The sequence below is a fragment of the Streptomyces sp. NPDC050264 genome (genome assembly GCF_040655895.1).
GTDB lineage: Bacteria > Actinomycetota > Actinomycetes > Streptomycetales > Streptomycetaceae > Streptomyces.
The window spans coordinates 84491-100297 of sequence record NZ_JBFAKV010000024.1 but is presented as its reverse complement, the minus strand read 5'-3'; the positions used below and the strand labels follow the sequence as shown (position 1 = coordinate 100297).

Below are 15807 nucleotides of genomic sequence, written 5' to 3'. Positions count from 1 at the left end.
CCAGCGCGCGCCGATCGCGCCTGTGCCACAGCGGAATCAGGCCCGCCCTTCGACCTCCTGCGGGCGCGGCCAGGGCATGCCGTAAAGACGCTCGATGCCCCCATTGAATCGCTGGAGGCAATCGGCGAACGTCGCGATGTCCTCGTCCGACCAGTCGGCCATGATCCCGTCCAGGCTCGCGATGATGTACAAGCGCTCCTCGTCGAGTCGGTGCTCGCCCTCCTCGGTGATGCGGAACTTGCGGGCCATGCCGCCGGCCGGGTCGGGGATGCGCTCGACCAGGCCTGCACGCAACCGCCTTGCACCGATATCTCCAGGCCCAAAAACAATGCCGTTCCGTTGAGCGGACGCCCGCAGCCCATGGGTCCTTGCCCGTACGCACTCTTGGGTGACCGGTGGGCGACCGGCACCTGAATCGGCCTTCCCACCCGCGTTGCCACAGTCGGCTTGGGCTCTCTACGGGAGGGAGGTGCATGGTGCTCACCGTTGCGAGGCATCTCCTCCGCAACCTGCTCGTGGTGCTCCTGGTCACCATGGGGTCGGTCGCGCTTTTGAGCCTGGCGCCAGGTTCGGCGGCGTCCGTCATCCTCGGCGAGAACGCCACGCCCGAGGCAGTGGCCGAACTGAACGCCAAACTGGGTCTCGACCAGCCCCTGTGGGAGCAGTACGCGCACTGGCTCAAGGGGGCCGTCACCGGCGACCTCGGGACCTCACCCGTGACCAATGAGTCGGTTCTCCACGCAGTGGTGGACCGCCTCCCGGTGACACTCGAACTGGCAGGTCTGGGACTGGTCATCGCACTCATCGTGGCGATGCTGCTGGCCGTGGTCTCGGCCTCTCTGGAAGGAACAGCAGTCGACCGCGCACTGACGGCTCTGTCATCCGTGTTGCTGTCCGTTCCCGCATTCATCGCGGGCCCCGTGCTCATCTACGTCTTCGCGATGCAGTTCGGTTGGTTCCCTGTGAGCGGCTGGGCCGATGTCAGTGACGCCGGCCTCGGAGCCAATCTGCAGACCGCGATCCTGCCCGCCCTGTCGATCGCGCTGACGGAGATCGCGGCATTCCACCGGGCGCTCCGGGCAGACCTGATCTCGACGCTGCACGAGGACTTCATCGGCGCTGCGCGTGCCAAGGGATTGAGTCACGGCTACGTCGTCTTCCGGCACGCCCTGCGGCCGTCGTCGTTCTCGCTCGTCACCATCGCCGGTCTGAACGTGGGCCGGCTGATCGGCGGGACCGTCGTCGTGGAAACCCTGTTCTCGCTGCCGGGTCTCGGGCAGTTCATCGTGTCCTCGATCGTCTCCCGCGATCTGATCGCGGTCCAGGGCGTCGTGGTGTTCATCGTCGTGGTGTACGTGGTCGTCAACACACTGGTCGATCTGAGCTACAGCTGGCTGGACCCGCGGGTCAGGAAGGCGGCTGCGGCATGACCGACGTCGAGCACCCCGTCAAGAGTCGAACCGGGACACCTCTGCAGGACAGCCGGCCCGCCCCCCTGGTTCCACCGGTCCGTGAGCGGCGCTCGGTCCTCGTCGTGCTCGCCTACGTGTGGCTCGTAGCGGTGATCGCGGCAGCGATCTTCGCGGACGTGCTGCCGCTGGCCCCCTACGACCGGCCCATCGGAGCCCCCCGGCAACTTCCGCAACTGGGCTCTCTCGACATGCTGTTGGGCACCGACCGGCTGGGCCGTTCCCTGCTGTCGCGCTGCATATACGGTGCACGTGTCTCCTTGCTCGTCGGTGCGGTGGCCGGCGTCGTCGGCTCGGTCGTCGGCGGGATTCTGGGCATGGTGTCCGGGTACCTTCGGCGCCGGACCGACTCGGCCATCCGGCTCCTGGCCGATGTGATGCTCGCGTTCCCGCCGTTGATCCTGCTGCTCGCGCTCGCCTCGGTCCTCACTCCGAGCCTGCGGACGATCCTCGTCGGGCTGACGCTCATGGTCGTACCGACGTTCATCAGGCTGGCCCGTGCCAACACGCTGGCGTGGGCGTCCCGAGAGTTCGTCACCGCCGCCCGCACCTTGGGCGCCCGCGACCGAAGGATCCTGTTCCGGGAGATCCTGCCCAATCTGATCCCCACCCTGGGGGCCTTCCTGCCCGTGGTGATGGCGGCGCTGATCGTGGCCGAGGGGTCGTTGAGCTTCCTCGGCATGGGCATCCCACCGCCCACACCGAGCTGGGGCGGCATGGTCTCCGACGGCAAGGACTCGCTCGGCGACGTCCCGCACGTCGTGTTCGTTCCAGCCGTGTTCATCTTCCTGACCGTCTTCTCCCTGAATCAGGCGGGAGACCACCTGCGCCACCGGTTCGACCGAGGTCTTCGCTCATGACGCTGTCCGGCGCGTGGCGCCGGCACGTCTCGTACATCCACCAATCCGTCGGCCACCCCCCTTTGAGAGGTCAACGATGATCTGCAAGAGGCGCTACTTGGCGACAGGGATCGCCACCGCGGCAGCGCTCCTGCTCAGCTCCTGCGGGGGCGGCGGAGGGACCGACACCACGGCGTCGAAGGGCGCGTCGGGCAAGCCGGTGGTCGGTGGTGCGGCCACCGTGCTCACGCCCAGTGACTCACAGACGCTCGACCCGGCGAGGATGGGCAACAACTTCGCCAGCGGCGGGATCGTGGGCAACGCCCTCTACGGAACGCTGCTCGTGGACGCGCCCTCGTCCGGGAAGATTCGTCCTTCGATGGCGGAGTCGTTCGACACCAAGGACGGTGGCAAGACCTTCGAGCTGAAGCTGCGTGACGGGCTGAAGTTCACCGACGGCAACCCGCTGGACGCGGCAGCCGTCAAGTACAACTGGGACCGGATGCGCAAGCCGGCCACCGCGTCGCCCTATCTCTCCGACGCCTCCATGGTCGCCTCCACCAAAGCCCTTGACGACACCACGCTGCTGGTCACCATGGCGCAGCCTGTCGCGCAGTTCGCTCAGTCCGTCGTGACGTCGTCGCTGAACTGGATCGCGTCACCGGCCGCTCTGAAGAAGGGCGCCAAGTCGTTCGACTCCAAACCCGTAGGAGCCGGTCCCTACACCTTGAAGGAGTGGCGCCGTCAGTCGTCGATGCAGCTGACCAAGAACCCGAAGTACTGGGACTCCCCCAAGCCGTATCTGGACAGTCTGACGCTGCGTGTCTCCCTCGACTCGGCGCAACGCATCAACACTATGACGAGCGGGGGCGCCGACCTGGCGATCGAGACCAACATGCAGAACCTCCAGAAGGCCAAGGAGGCCGGCCTTCCGACCAACGCGCTGCCGCTCAGCGGCGGCACGTACCTCGCGTTGAACACCCGCAAGGCCCCCTTCAACGACGTGCGCGCCCGTGCGGCCGTGGCGGCGGCGATCGACATGAACTCCCTCAACGACTCGGTGTTCGAGGGTGATGCCAGCCCCGTCACCACACTCTTCGACAAGTCCTCGCCGCTCTACGCCGACATCCCGGCAAGCAGTCCGGACAAGACCGAGGCCCAGCGGCTCTTCGACGAGCTCGCAAAGGACGGCAAGCGCGTCTCCTTCACCTTCACGACCACCTCGGCGACGGAGAACCGGGCCCTGGGCGAGGCGTTCCAGGCCCAGCTCAGCAAGTTCGACAACGTCAGCGTCAAAATCAAGGTCGTCGACTTCTCGGAGTTCCTGACCCTGCAGACCACGCACCATTTCGACGCCGCTGTCACCTCGGCCGCCTTCCGTGATCCTGAGCCCCGCCTGTGGACCGCGTTCCACAGCGACGAGCCGACCAACATGAGCGGCGTGGCGGACAAGAAGCTCGACGCGGCCCTGCTCACCGGACGCACGGCGACCAGCGTCGAGGACCGCAAGGCCGCCTATGAACAGGTCCAGAAGCGACTGACGGCGCTGCACCCGATGCTGTGGATCATCCGCACCGGCGGTGGGGCGATCGCCAAGAAGAACGTCGGCGGCATGACGCAGTACGGATTCAGCTCGCTGCTCCCCGAGGAGCTGTGGGTCAAGAAGTGAGCTGATCCGCCGACTCCCCAGAAAATCCCGTTCACCCACAGTTCCCAGTGGCTGAGAGGTCGTGGCAGGACATGCCCCACACGGCACGAGCACCCGTTCTCGAGGTACGGAACCTGCGCGCCCATATCGGAACGTCGCGCGGCGTCGTCCGGGCGGTCGACGACGTCTCGCTGACGATCGGCCCCGCGCAGGCACTGGGGGTCGTGGGCGAGTCCGGCTCCGGCAAGTCCGTGATGGCGAAAGCCATCATGGGCATGCTGCCCGGCCGCTCCGGTTGTGACGGCGAGATCATCTTCCAGGGACAGAACCTGCTGGCGCTCAGCCGCAGGGAGCGCGCGAAGATCTGGGGCAGCCGCATCTCCATGGTCTTCCAGGATCCCGGGCGCTCGCTCAACCCCGTCGTAAGGGTGGAACGCCAGCTCACCGAGGGCATGCGCCGCCACCTGGGCATCAGTCGTTCGGAAGCTCGGTCGCGTGCGCTGGAGCTGCTGACAGAGGTGGGCGTACCCGATCCCGAGCGGCGGCTGCGGTGCTATCCGCACGAGCTGTCCGGCGGCATGCGTCAGCGCGTGATGATCGCGATCGCGCTGGCCTGCCGTCCCGACCTCGTCATCGCCGACGAGCCGACCACAGCACTCGACGTGACGGTGCAGCGCCAGATCCTGGATCTGCTGCGCCGCCTGCAACAGGACCGGGGCACCGCGCTGATGCTGATCAGCCACGACCTCGCGGTCGTCGCGGGCCGAACGGACCGCACCGCGGTGATGTACGCGGGGCGCCTCGCCGAAGTCGGGTCCACCGACACCGTGTTCGCGGCGCCACGCCACCCGTACACGCACGCGCTGCTCGGGGCCGTGCCGACCCTCGACCACGAGCGGCACACACCACTGCGCCTCATCACCGGAACGTTGCCGGACCCGGTGGCCCCGCCGGACGGCTGCCGCTTCGCGCCGCGCTGCTCGTCGGCACAGGCCTCGTGCACGGAGCCCGGGCCGGAGATGACCCCGCTGGCGCAGGATCACCAGGTCTCCTGCTGCGTCCCCGTGTCCGTACCGGGCACGGCGGCGGGAGGTGATCGCGTTGGCCGGTAGCGGAACCACACATCTTCGCGGTGACAAGGCCCTGTTGTCGGTACGGGACCTGACCGTCGAACATCACACAGACGGCGGCGTCGTTCAGGCAGTCTCGGGGATCAGCTTCGACGTGCTGCCCGGCGAAACCCTGGGCATCGTGGGCGAATCAGGGTGTGGGAAGTCCACGACGGGCCGGGCCGTGTTGCGGCTCGACCATGCCTCCCGCGGGACCATCACCTTCGACGGGGACCGGATCGACAACGTGGGCGGGGCGCGGCTGCGCGCGTTGCGACGCCACATGCAGATGGTCTTCCAGGATCCGGTGGCGTCGCTGAACCCGCGGCGGGCGGTGAAGGACCTCGTCGCGGAGGGCCTGGCCGTCGCGGGAATGCCGCGGGCGGAGCGTGGGTCGAAGGTAAGGGCGGCCTTGGCCCAAGTGGGACTGGAATACGACCGGTTCGCTGAGGTGACACCACGCCAGCTCTCGGGAGGTCAGGCACAACGTGTCGCCATCGCGCGCGCTTTGGCCCTGGGCCCCAAGCTGCTGATCTGCGACGAACCGGTGTCCGCCCTCGACGTCTCCGTGCAGGCGCAGACGCTCAACCTGCTGGAGGAGATCAAGTCCACCCACGAACTGACCGTGGTGTTCATCGCTCATGACCTCGGGGTGGTGCGGGCCGTCAGTGATGACGTACTCGTCATGTACCTCGGCAAGGTCTGCGAATTCGGGGACGCGGATCTGCTCTACCGGCGTCCCGCTCACCCGTACACGCGCGCTCTGCTCGACTCCGTTCCACTCATCGACACCGAGCGGGGCTTCGCCGGACCCGCACTGGCCGGGGACATTCCCTCTCCCCTGTCGCCGCCCTCGGGCTGTCGCTTCAGAACACGATGCCCGATCGCGCAGGGCGCGTGCGCCACCACAGAACCGCAAGTGCGCGAAGTACGGCCCGGACAGCATGTCGCGTGCCACTTCCCACTCAAGGAAGGTGCCCCGCAATGAACGCCGTCAATGATCAGCACGCCTCTGCCGAGCCGCCCACAGAAGCCACACTGCGCGCATTGGGACTGGAGACGATGCTGGCCATCGCGGCCCCGGGCCGCCCAGCCGGCGCCTCCACGGCTCCGCCACCGGACGCTCCCGACGCCGCCGTCATCGAGCTCGGCCTCGTGAACGTCTGGGCGACCCTGTGGGCGCGCGAGGGCCTCGGGCGACGGGACCGAAGTCTGGTCACCCTGGGCATCCTGATCGCTCTCGGCGCCGAGACCGAGTTCACGAGTCATGTGCGGATAGCGCTGAACAACGGGCTCACCAAGCACGAGATCACCGAAGTCATCTGTCATGCCGCGGGATACGCGGGATTCCCCCGGTCCATGGCCGCCGCCAAGGCGGCCCGGCAGGTGCTCGACGACCTTCCCGACGAGACACAAGCACGAGTGCAAGGGGAATCATGATGCTGCTCAATGGGAGAACCGCAGTCGTCACCGGAGGCGGCCGAGGCATCGGGCGGGCGACGGCCATCGTGCTCGCCGAGCGCGGCGCCGCCGTGGCCGTGTGGGACCTCGACGCCACCGGAGCGCAGGAGACCGCCGAGACGATCAAGAGCGCCGGGCACACAGCCATCGCAGTGGGCTGCGACGCCTCGGATCCCGAACAGATCACCGCTGCGGCGGAGCGAACGCGTGCGGAGCTGGGCTCGGTCGGCATCCTGGTGAACAACGCGGGCATCACCAACTACGCGCCGTTCACGGACCTGACGGAAGAGTCCTGGGACCGGATGATCCAGATCAACCTCAAGGGCCCGTTCCTGGTGACGAAGGCGTTCGTCCCCGAGATGCTGGCCGCGGGACACGGCCGCATCATCAACATCTCCTCGTCGTCGGCGCAGACCGGCGCCCCGGCCCTCGCCCACTACGCGGCGTCCAAGGGCGGCGTCATCGGGCTCACCAAGGCGCTCGCCACCGAGTTCGCCGACAAGGGCATCACCGTCAACAACGTCCCGCCCGGCTTCGTCGACACTCCGCTGCTCCGGCAGGGCTTCGACCCGGCCGCGGTCGCCGCGACCATGCCGATGAAGCGCGCCGGTCGGCCGGAGGAAATCGCCCACGCCGTCGCCTACCTGGCGTCCGACGAAGCGGCGTACGTGACGGGGCAGACCCTCAGCGTCAATGGCGGCCGCTACTTCGTGTGAGCCACCTGGGAAAGGAAGACCATGAGTGAATCCAAGCACGACACCGACACGACCGAGGAATTGCCGCGCTTCCCCGCGCCCCGGTCCCGTACGTGTCCCTTCGCTCCCCCACCGGATCTGCTCAAGCTCCAGGACGAGGGCAAGCCGCTCGTCCGCGTACGGTCGTGGGACGGCACCACGCCGTGGCTAGCCCTCACGCACGCCACCCAGCGCGCCCTCCTCAGTGACCAGCGCCTCAGCGCGAACATCGGCGCTCCGGGCTACCCGCACACCACCGAGGCGATGAAGGTGCACGCGGCGGAGATGCAGCCGTCGATCAACAACACGGACGGCCCCGAACACGCCCGCTGGCGCCGCATGCTGACCAGTTCGTTCACGCGGCGCCGGATGGAGATCCTGCGGCCGGCCATCCAGCAGATCACCGACGACCTCATCGACAAGATGCTCACGGGTCCCAACCCGACCGAGCTCAACGAGGCCCTGTCCCTGCCGCTTCCTTCGCTGATGATCTGCGAGCTGCTCGGCGTCCCGTACGAGGACCACGAGTTCTTCCAGGAGCACGCGACGATCACCAACGCGGTGAACAGGCGGCCCGAGGAGAACGCGGCCACCACAGCGACCCTGCGCAAGTACATCTCGGACCTCATCAAGAAGAAGATGGATACCCCGGGCGAGGACGTTCTCTCGGACCTGGGCGAACGCATCAAGGCGGGCGACCTCACCATGGAGGAGGCCGCGCCGCTCGGTCACATCCTCCTCGTCGCGGGCCACGACACAAGTGCGAACATGATCACGCTGAGCACGGCGCTGCTCATGCAGCACCCGGAGCAGCTCGCCGCCCTCCGTGAGCGCTCCGGGGACGACGCGTACATGGCCAAGGCCGTCGAGGAGCTGCTGCGCTACCTCACGCTCCCGCACCTGCTGGCGCGCCGAGCAGTGGTCGAGGACTTCGAGTTCGAGGGCGAGACGATACGCGCCGGAGAAGGAGTCATCGCCAGCCTGCCCGCGGCGAACTGGGACCCGGCGGCCTTCAGCGAGCCGGACTCGCTCGACCTCGCCCGGTCCGCCTCCCACCACCTCGCGTTCGGCTGGGGACCCCACCAGTGCGTCGGGCAGCAGTTGGCCCGCATCGAACTGCAGGTGGTGTTCAGCACCCTCTTCCGCCGCATTCCGACGCTGCGCCTGGCCGCCGACCTGGACGACCTGACGTTCAAGGAGGACTCCCAGGCGTACGGCATCTACCGCCTGCCCATCGCCTGGTGACACGTGGCCACACCCGAAAACGGAGAGACACATGTCTGACACTGGTTTCCGCGTGACGCGGCTGTACCACCCCAGCCATCACGTGACCGACCTGCGCGAGGCGGAGGCCTGGTTCGAGCGCGTCTTCGGCCGCCGCAGCCATCCCATGGCGGAGATGACGAAGAACGCCCCTGCGAGCAAGGGCTATCCGACCGACTACTCGACGTTCACGCCGATCAACGACGTCCTCTTCGACACGATCGACCCCAAGCGTTACGTCCTGAACGGGATCCAGCGCTACGCGTCGGTCGACACCCCGCACCTCAAAGGGTTCGGCTGGTACGTCGACGGCGTCGCGGAGGCGTACCGCGCGCTGAGGAACGCGGGCGTCGGGATGGTCGGGCAGCTCGACGAGCCGGCCGAGGGCAACGATCCGCCCACCGCGCCCGGCTCACCGATGCCCATCTTCTTCACCGTCCCCGAGGACGCCGGGCTGCGTTACGAGTTCCTTCCGCAGATCCCCTTCCCCCTCGACCACCGGCTGTCCGAGGGCTGGGAGCTGCCGCCCGTGTCGGCGGACGATCCGCTGGGCATCGAGCGGTGCTCCCACCACACGGTCCTCACCGATCGGGTCGACCGGGCCCTGCGCGTCGTGGTCGACGCCCTGGGCGGGCGCGTCGTCCACCAGGGGCGCAACGAGGTCCTCGGTGCCGACAGCACGTACGTCCACCTGTCCGACGCCGTCTTCGAATACGCGGTACCCGACGAGGGCACAGCCGCCCACGCCGACTGGGCCCTGAAGGCGCCCGACGACACGTATCACTCGATCACGTGGAAGGTCGCCGACCTCGACCGGGTGGCACATCACCTCCAGGCTCAGGGTGTGGGTGTCCGCACCCGCACGGACGACGCGCTCATCGCCGAGCCGGAGAACGCACTCGGCATTCCCTGGGGCTTCACCACCCGGCTGACGCCCGGCGACCCCCGCGATGCCGCATGAGCGCGACGGAACCCGGACTCAAGGCCGGGACCGATATCGATGTCGATGTGCTGGTGATCGGCGCGGGTGTGACCGGCATCCATCAGCTCTACGAGGCCAAGAAGGCCGGTTTCTCGGTGCAGTTGCTGGAGGCCGGCGACGGCGTCGGCGGGGTGTGGTTCTGGAACCGTTACCCGGGCGCACGGCTGGACTCCGAGAGCTACACGTACGGCTATCTGTTCTCGAAGGAGCTCTTCGAGGGGTGGAAGTGGCGCGAGAGGTTCGCCGGGCAGCCGGAGAACGAGGGCTACTTCAACTACGCCGTCGACCAGCTGGGCCTGCGCCCGCACATCCGGTTCGGCGCCCGTGTGACCTCCGCCGTCTACGACAGCGCTTCGGCCACCTGGCTGGTGCGAGCAGACGACGGCACGGAACTGCGGACACGTTTCCTGGTGTCGGCGACGGGCGTGCTCTCCATTCCGGTGTATCCGCCCGTTCCGGGCCGTGAGGACTTCGAAGGCGTCGCACACCACACGGGCCTGTGGCCGCACGAGCCGGTCGACTTCCGCGGCAAGCGGGTCGCGGTCGTGGGAACCGGCGCGAGCGGCGTCCAGGTGATTCCGGAGATCGTCCCCGAAGTCGCCTCCTTGACGGTGTACCAACGCACCCCGAACTGGTGCACCCCGCTCAACAATGAGCCGATCACGGACGCCCGACAGGACGAGTTGCTGGTCCACTTCACGGAGCTGCGAGACGCCCTCGACGAGTCGGTGAGCGGGTTCCTGCACGAGCGTCTCGACCGGCGCGCGTTCGACGACTCGCGGCAGGAACGCTGGGCGTTCTACGAGAAGATGTGGCAGAGCCCCGGCTTCGCCAAGGTGATCAGTCACTACGCCGACATGCTCACCGACCAGGCGGTGAACGCGGACTGGTGCGCTTTCATGGCGGAGAAGATCCGCTCCTTGGTCGACGACCCGGCGACGGCCGAGCGACTCATCCCGGACAACCACGGTTGGGCGGGCAAACGGCCCCCGTTCGTCACCGGCTACTACGAGGCGTACAACAATCCGAAGGTCAGCCTCGTCGACCTCCGGCAGACTCCGATGCTTCAGGTGACCAAGACCGGGATCAGGACCGGCGAGGGCCTGCGCGAGTTCGACGTCATCGTCTGGGCGTCGGGCTTCGACTTCGGCACCGGCGCGCTCACCCGGATGGGCATCCGGGGACGCGACGGCCTGGCGCTGGAGGACTACTGGGCGGACGGTCCGCGTACCTCCCTGGGGGTGATGGCTCACGGCTTCCCGAACCTCTTCTTCCCGGGCGGCCCACACGGAGCCGCGGGCAACAATCCGCGGTACGCCGAGGACCAGGTGAACTTCGTCGCCGCGGCCATGGAGTACATGCGTGACCACGGCCACCGGTCCATGGAGGTGCCGGCCGAAGCGGAGGAGAAGTGGACCCGGATGGTCGCCGAGCTGGCCGTGTATTCCTCGTTCGGCGAGCACAGCTACTTCTTCGGGGCGAACATCGCGGGCAAGCCCCGCAGTTTCCTGCTCAACCCCGGTGGCCGTCCGAAGCTGCGCGAAGCGATGGGCGAGGTCCTGCAGTCGACGTACGCAGGCTTCTTCACGTGACCCGTCGGCGCTGACCCACCACCACGAACCGACCAACCCGAAGGGACGACACAGCCATGCCCAAATACAGATTCGACGATCGCGTCGTGGTGGTCACCGGCGCCGGACGGGGCATCGGCCGCGCCTACGCCCACCTGCTCGCCGGACTCGGAGCGAAGGTCGTGGTCAATGACCTCGGCGGCTCGACCGATGGGTTCGGGCAGGACTCCGGTCCGGCGCACGAGGTCGTCGCGGAGATCGAGGCCACGGGCGGCATCGCGATCGCCGACACGAGCGATGTCTCCACCGCCGAGGGCGGCCGGCGCCCGGTGGAGGCCGCGGTGGAGGCCTTCGGCCACGTCGATGTCGTCGTCAACAACGCGGGCAACACGCGCTTCGCCGGGCTTCCCGACATCAGCGTGGAGGACTTCGACAGCCTTTTGGACGTGCATGTCCGCGGCGCGTTCCACACCAGTCGCGCCGCCTGGCCGCACATGCTCGATCAGGACTACGGGAGGATCGTGCTCACCGGGTCGATCGGCATGTTCGGGCTCCCGGACAACCTCGGCTACGCCACGGCCAAGGCCGCCATGATCGGCATGGCCCGCAGCATGACCGCGTCCGTCGGCGACCACGACATCAAGGTCAACGTCATCGCGCCCAACGCCATGACCCGGCTGGCGGGCGGCCCCTCCGAAGGCATGGACAGCCTACGGGCGCAGGGGCACGACTCCACCGGCGGCGCGATGGACCCCGCGTTGGTGGCGCCGATGGCCGCCTATCTGTCCCACGAGGTGTGCGATGTCAGCGGTGAGGTCTTCCTCGCGGGGGGCGGACGCTTCGCGCACCTCTTCGTCGGGATCACCGAGGGCTACGTGCAACCCGATCCGCTCCCGGCGTCGATCGAGGAGGTCGTCGAGAACCTGGAGCGGATCAAGGATCACCCCGGCTACTACGTGCCCGCACATCTCATGGACTGCGTGAGCCGCTACATGGCCCACCGCTGAGGAGCAGACGTGACTGAAGAAAAGATCTGGCCGCACCACGAACTCGGCAAGAAGCTCAACAACTGGGGGCGTTGGGGTGACGACGACGAGATCGGCACCCTGAACTTCGTCACCCCGCAGAAGCGCGTCGAGGCCGCACAGCTGGTCCGCACAGGCAAATCGTTCGACCTGGGGATGCCGTTCGACCAGAACGGCCCGTTCAAGAGCGGGGGCTTCCGCAACAACCCGCTGCACATCATGACCCTGCTGCCGTCGGACACGGCGATGACCCCGGACGGCCTGATCTCCGCCGACGACATGATCGTCACCGGTCTGCAGGCCGCGACACAGTGGGACGGTCTCGCCCACGCGGGCTACGGCGGGCGGTTCTACAACAACGTGCCCGCGGCTGCCGTGAACAACTTCACCGGCGCCAGCCGCAATTCGTTCCACAAGGCGGTGGAGCGGCTCATCTCTCGTGGAGTCCTGCTCGACATCGCGCGTCTCAAGGGCGTGGACCGGCTGGAGGACTCGTACGAGATCACCGAGGCCGATCTGGTCGCGGCCGAGGAACGCCAGGGCGTCCGCGTGGAGTCCGGCGACATCGTGCTCCTGCGGACCGGGTCGTACCAGTGGTTCCTGGAAGGCGACCGTGAGCACTTCCTCGGCAACGCGCCCGGCCCCTGCCTCGACACGTGTGAGTGGCTGTACGAGCGTGAGGTCGCGGCACTCGCATTGGACAACCACTCCGGTGAGGTGTGGCCGAGCCCCATCGAGGGTGTCACCATCCCCTTCCACCAAGTCGTGATCCGCGACATGGGCCTGACGCTCGGCGAGATGTTCAACCTGGAGGACCTGGCGGCCGACTGCGAGGCCGACGGCGTCTGGGAGTTCCTCTTCTGCGGACCTGGCCTGAAGGTGACCGGGTCGACCGGGTCGCCGATCACTCCGATCGTGCTGAAGTAGAACCGACGACTGAGGGGGCCGGCGCCATCGGACGCCGGCCCTCTCAGTCGCGTTCAGTTCACAGCTGCACGACGACCGTCTTCGTCGCCGTGCAGCTGTCCAGTGCCTCCACGCCCTTCTCCCGCCCGTACCCGGACTTCCTGGAACCGCCGAACGGCAGCTCCACACCGCCGCCCGCGCCATAGGTGTTCACGTAGACCTGGCCAGCCTCGACCTCGGCGGCGATCCGGTGCGCCCTGCTCAGATCCGAGGTCCACACCGCCCCGAGGAGCGCGTAAGCGGTGCCGTTCGCGAGCGCCACCGCCTCCTCCTCCGTGGAGAACTGCATGGTGGTGAGCACGGGGCCGAACACTTCCTCCTGCGCGATGGGCGCGGCGGGATCCACGCCGTCGATCAGTGTCGGTGTGAAGAACGCGCCCTCGGTGATGCCCGCCGGCTCGGCGACGGTGCCGCCGAACACGATCTCACCGCTGTCGACGCCCTCGACATATCCGCGCACCCGTTCCTGCTGCCTGCGCGAGACCAGAGGGCCGAGGTCGGGGTCGGTGGTGCCGGGCCCGATCGTGACCTTGGCGAAGTGGGCGGCGATCCGCTCCACCACCTCGGCGTGCACGCTTTCGTGGACGAGGACTCGGGACCCGGCCGAGCAGGTCTGGCCCGCGTTCTGCAGGATCGCCTGCGCCGCTGTGCGGGCGGCCTTCTCCACGTCCGCGTCGGCGAACACGACATGCGCCGACTTGCCGCCGAGTTCCAGGGTGACCGGGGCGACGCGTTCGGCAGCGGCCGCGGCAACAAGACTGCCGACGCGGGTCGAACCGACGAAGCCGAGATGGTCGATCCCCGGGTGGGCGGCGAGCGCGGCACCGGCTTCGGAGCCGAGCCCGGTCACCACGTTGAGCACGCCAGGAGGCAGCCCTGCCTCGATCGCGAGCCGGGCCACGGCGAGCGCGGTGCGAGGGGTCTCGTCGGCCGGCTTGACCACTGCGGAGTTGCCCGTCGCCAGGGCCGGGGCGACTCTCCGGGCGAAGAGTTGGAGCGGGTAGTTCCAGGCAATGATGTGGCCCGTCACCCCGTGCGGCTCGCGCCTGGTGTAGACGTGCAGGTCCGGTCGGAGGGGAATGCTCAGGCCGTAGTAGGAGTCGATCGCACGGCCGTAGAAGCGGAAATACCGGGCACACACGTGTGCGTCGTTGCGTGCCTGGGAGAGCGGCTTGCCCGAGTCCTCGCTCTCCAGTCGGGCCAGTTCCTCAGCCTGCGCGTCGATGAGGTCGGCGAGGCGGCACAGCAGGTCGGCACGGTGTTCCGGGGTGGTCGTGCGCCAGCTGCGCTGCGCGGTGCGGGCCGTCGCGACGGCCTCGTCGACCTGTTCGGCGCCGGCCCTCGACACGTCGCCCAGTGACCGGCCAGTCGACGGGTCGATGTTCTCGTACACCTCGCTCGTCCCGACCGTCCTTCCGTCGATGAGGGACGCGGCGATCGTCTGCTTCGCTTTCAGTGTTTCCGGGCTGAGTCGGCTCATGACGCCTTCCGATTGCGTGGTCAGATCACACCTTGAGAACGCAGGTCCCGGCGCCCTGCCTGGTCGATCCCGAGCCATTGCCCGTAGATCTCCTCGTTGTGCTCACCCAGTACGGGGCCCAGGTGACCGATGCTTCCCGGGGTGTCCGAGAACCTGGGCACGGGTGACTGCACCCGCATAGCGCCGAGTTCGCTGTCCGGGAGAGACACGTAGGCATCTCTGGCCGACAGATGGGGGTCGGCCAGGAGTTGTGCCGCGTCGTACACGGGAGCCGCCGCGACGTTCGCCGCCTCGAAGACGGCCATCGCCTCGTCCAGGGTGCGGGCGCTGATCCAGTCCGCCATGATCGTGTCGATCTCGGTGGCGTTCTTGAGGCGCTGTTGCGCCTCGGCGAAGCGGGGGTCTGTGGTCAGCTCCGGCCGTCCCACCGCTTCCAGGGCTCGCTTGGCGATCGTGGGGGCGCTGCCGGACATGGCCAGCCAGTGCCCGTCCTTGGTGAGGTAAACGTTGCGCGGGGCGCTGATGTCCCAGCGGTTGCCGGTCCGGTTCGGGGCCGTACCCAACTGGTCGTAGGTCAGCACCGACTGCTCCAGAAGCCGGGCCAGCGGCTCGATCAGGTTCACATCGATCAACTGGCCCTCGGCGCCGTGCACATCGCGGTGGTAGAGGGCCATCATCACCGCGTAGGTGGCGGTCAGCCCCGCAACGCCGTCCGCGAGCATGAACGACGGCAGCGTCGGAGGCCCGTCCGGACTGCCCGTGAGGTGAGCGAATCCGCTCATCGCCTCTCCGAGGGTGCCGAACCCCGGGCGGTCGGACTTCGGCCCGCCCGCTCCGAATCCGGTCACATGCACCATCACCAGGCGGGGGTTGATCGCAGCCAGACTCTCGTAGTCCAGGCCCCATTTCTGCAGGGTTGACGGCCGCAGGTTGAGGACGATCACGTCCGCCTGTCCGGCCATGTCCCGCAGGAGGCTCTGGCCGGCCTCGCGACGCAGGTTGAGAGTGACGCTCTTCTTGTTCCGTCCGATGCTCTTCCACATCAGACCGACGCCATCCTTCTGGGCTCCCCACTGCCTGAGCGGGTCACCTCCGTCCGGCTGTTCCACCTTGATCACTTCGGCTCCGTGTTCACCGAGCCACGTCGCGATCAGCGGCCCGGCAGCGAGAGTTGCGGCGTCGATGACGCGGAGACCGGCCAGTGGACCTCGGCTCATGGTGGCGTTCCCTGCCTTCCTGGTGGTGCATGCGTCATACGGC

At 67.9% G+C, this 15807-nt stretch carries 14 protein-coding genes and 1 pseudogene; 12 read left to right on the top strand and 3 right to left on the bottom strand.

What is annotated here, in order from left to right:
* Positions 1–36: 36 nt before the first annotated feature.
* Positions 37–294, bottom strand: a pseudogene (locus AB0J02_RS33815) (MarR family transcriptional regulator); the annotation flags it as partial.
* Between the two features lie 179 nt (positions 295–473).
* Here AB0J02_RS33815 and AB0J02_RS33810 point away from each other — a divergent pair.
* The 12 genes from AB0J02_RS33810 to AB0J02_RS33755 all read left to right on the top strand — a co-directional run bounded on the left by AB0J02_RS33810 (position 474) and on the right by AB0J02_RS33755 (position 13028).
* Entirely contained in the window at positions 474–1430 is a 957-nt protein-coding gene (locus tag AB0J02_RS33810; RefSeq protein ID WP_363197652.1) for an ABC transporter permease, read from the top strand.
* The gene (locus tag AB0J02_RS33805; RefSeq protein ID WP_363197651.1) at positions 1427–2329 is read left to right on the top strand and encodes an ABC transporter permease; all 903 of its coding nucleotides are present in this window, start codon (positions 1427–1429) and stop codon (positions 2327–2329) included. Before AB0J02_RS33810 ends, AB0J02_RS33805 begins: the two co-directional genes overlap by 4 nt.
* Positions 2330–2405: 76 nt before the next feature.
* Positions 2406–3977, top strand: a complete 1572-nt coding sequence (locus AB0J02_RS33800; protein ID WP_363197650.1) for an ABC transporter substrate-binding protein — start codon at positions 2406–2408, stop codon at positions 3975–3977.
* Between the two features lie 71 nt (positions 3978–4048).
* Positions 4049–5068 (top strand): ABC transporter ATP-binding protein, encoded by a 1020-nt coding sequence (locus tag AB0J02_RS33795; protein WP_363197649.1) that lies wholly within the window; start codon positions 4049–4051, stop codon positions 5066–5068.
* Entirely contained in the window at positions 5049–6053 is a 1005-nt protein-coding gene (locus AB0J02_RS33790; protein WP_363197648.1) for an ABC transporter ATP-binding protein, read from the top strand. The genes AB0J02_RS33795 and AB0J02_RS33790 overlap by 20 nt, the downstream gene beginning before the upstream one ends.
* On the top strand, positions 6050–6505 hold the full coding sequence (locus AB0J02_RS33785; protein WP_363197647.1) for a carboxymuconolactone decarboxylase family protein: 456 nt from the start codon (positions 6050–6052) through the stop codon (positions 6503–6505). The genes AB0J02_RS33790 and AB0J02_RS33785 overlap by 4 nt, the downstream gene beginning before the upstream one ends.
* Positions 6502–7242 (top strand): 3-oxoacyl-ACP reductase family protein, encoded by a 741-nt coding sequence (locus tag AB0J02_RS33780; RefSeq protein WP_363197646.1) that lies wholly within the window; start codon positions 6502–6504, stop codon positions 7240–7242. The genes AB0J02_RS33785 and AB0J02_RS33780 overlap by 4 nt, the downstream gene beginning before the upstream one ends.
* A 21-nt stretch (positions 7243–7263) precedes the next feature.
* Positions 7264–8505: a cytochrome P450 gene (locus tag AB0J02_RS33775; protein WP_363197645.1), complete on the top strand. Its 1242-nt coding sequence runs from the start codon at positions 7264–7266 to the stop codon at positions 8503–8505.
* Between the two features lie 31 nt (positions 8506–8536).
* Positions 8537–9484 (top strand): hypothetical protein, encoded by a 948-nt coding sequence (locus tag AB0J02_RS33770; RefSeq protein ID WP_363197644.1) that lies wholly within the window; start codon positions 8537–8539, stop codon positions 9482–9484.
* Positions 9481–11097 carry an NAD(P)/FAD-dependent oxidoreductase gene (locus AB0J02_RS33765; RefSeq protein WP_363197643.1) on the top strand — a complete coding sequence of 539 codons (1617 nt, stop codon included), beginning with the start codon at positions 9481–9483 and terminating at the stop codon, positions 11095–11097. Before AB0J02_RS33770 ends, AB0J02_RS33765 begins: the two co-directional genes overlap by 4 nt.
* A 56-nt stretch (positions 11098–11153) precedes the next feature.
* Complete coding sequence (locus AB0J02_RS33760; RefSeq protein WP_363197642.1) at positions 11154–12083, top strand: SDR family NAD(P)-dependent oxidoreductase; 930 nt, start codon at positions 11154–11156, stop codon at positions 12081–12083.
* 9 nt (positions 12084–12092) lie between these two features.
* Entirely contained in the window at positions 12093–13028 is a 936-nt protein-coding gene (locus tag AB0J02_RS33755; RefSeq protein ID WP_363197641.1) for a cyclase family protein, read from the top strand.
* Between the two features lie 58 nt (positions 13029–13086).
* Here the strand turns inward: AB0J02_RS33755 and AB0J02_RS33750 are convergent, their stop codons facing one another.
* Together AB0J02_RS33750 and AB0J02_RS33745 are read right to left on the bottom strand one after the other, a co-directional pair.
* Positions 13087–14547: an aldehyde dehydrogenase family protein gene (locus AB0J02_RS33750; protein WP_363197640.1), complete on the bottom strand. Its 1461-nt coding sequence runs from the start codon at positions 14545–14547 to the stop codon at positions 13087–13089.
* 20 nt (positions 14548–14567) lie between these two features.
* Positions 14568–15764 carry a CoA transferase gene (locus AB0J02_RS33745; RefSeq protein ID WP_363197639.1) on the bottom strand — a complete coding sequence of 399 codons (1197 nt, stop codon included), beginning with the start codon at positions 15762–15764 and terminating at the stop codon, positions 14568–14570.
* Positions 15765–15807 lie beyond the last annotated feature (43 nt).

Coding starts and splice junctions, on each gene's coding strand:
- AB0J02_RS33810 (WP_363197652.1), top strand. CDS start 474: ATGGTGCTCACCGTTGCGAGGCATCTCCTCCGCAACCTGCTCGTGGTG.
- AB0J02_RS33805 (WP_363197651.1), top strand. CDS start 1,427: ATGACCGACGTCGAGCACCCCGTCAAGAGTCGAACCGGGACACCTCTG.
- AB0J02_RS33800 (WP_363197650.1), top strand. CDS start 2,406: ATGATCTGCAAGAGGCGCTACTTGGCGACAGGGATCGCCACCGCGGCA.
- AB0J02_RS33795 (WP_363197649.1), top strand. CDS start 4,049: ATGCCCCACACGGCACGAGCACCCGTTCTCGAGGTACGGAACCTGCGC.
- AB0J02_RS33785 (WP_363197647.1), top strand. CDS start 6,050: ATGAACGCCGTCAATGATCAGCACGCCTCTGCCGAGCCGCCCACAGAA.
- AB0J02_RS33780 (WP_363197646.1), top strand. CDS start 6,502: ATGATGCTGCTCAATGGGAGAACCGCAGTCGTCACCGGAGGCGGCCGA.
- AB0J02_RS33775 (WP_363197645.1), top strand. CDS start 7,264: ATGAGTGAATCCAAGCACGACACCGACACGACCGAGGAATTGCCGCGC.
- AB0J02_RS33770 (WP_363197644.1), top strand. CDS start 8,537: ATGTCTGACACTGGTTTCCGCGTGACGCGGCTGTACCACCCCAGCCAT.
- AB0J02_RS33765 (WP_363197643.1), top strand. CDS start 9,481: ATGAGCGCGACGGAACCCGGACTCAAGGCCGGGACCGATATCGATGTC.
- AB0J02_RS33760 (WP_363197642.1), top strand. CDS start 11,154: ATGCCCAAATACAGATTCGACGATCGCGTCGTGGTGGTCACCGGCGCC.
- AB0J02_RS33750 (WP_363197640.1), bottom strand. CDS start 14,547: ATGAGCCGACTCAGCCCGGAAACACTGAAAGCGAAGCAGACGATCGCC.
- AB0J02_RS33745 (WP_363197639.1), bottom strand. CDS start 15,764: ATGAGCCGAGGTCCACTGGCCGGTCTCCGCGTCATCGACGCCGCAACT.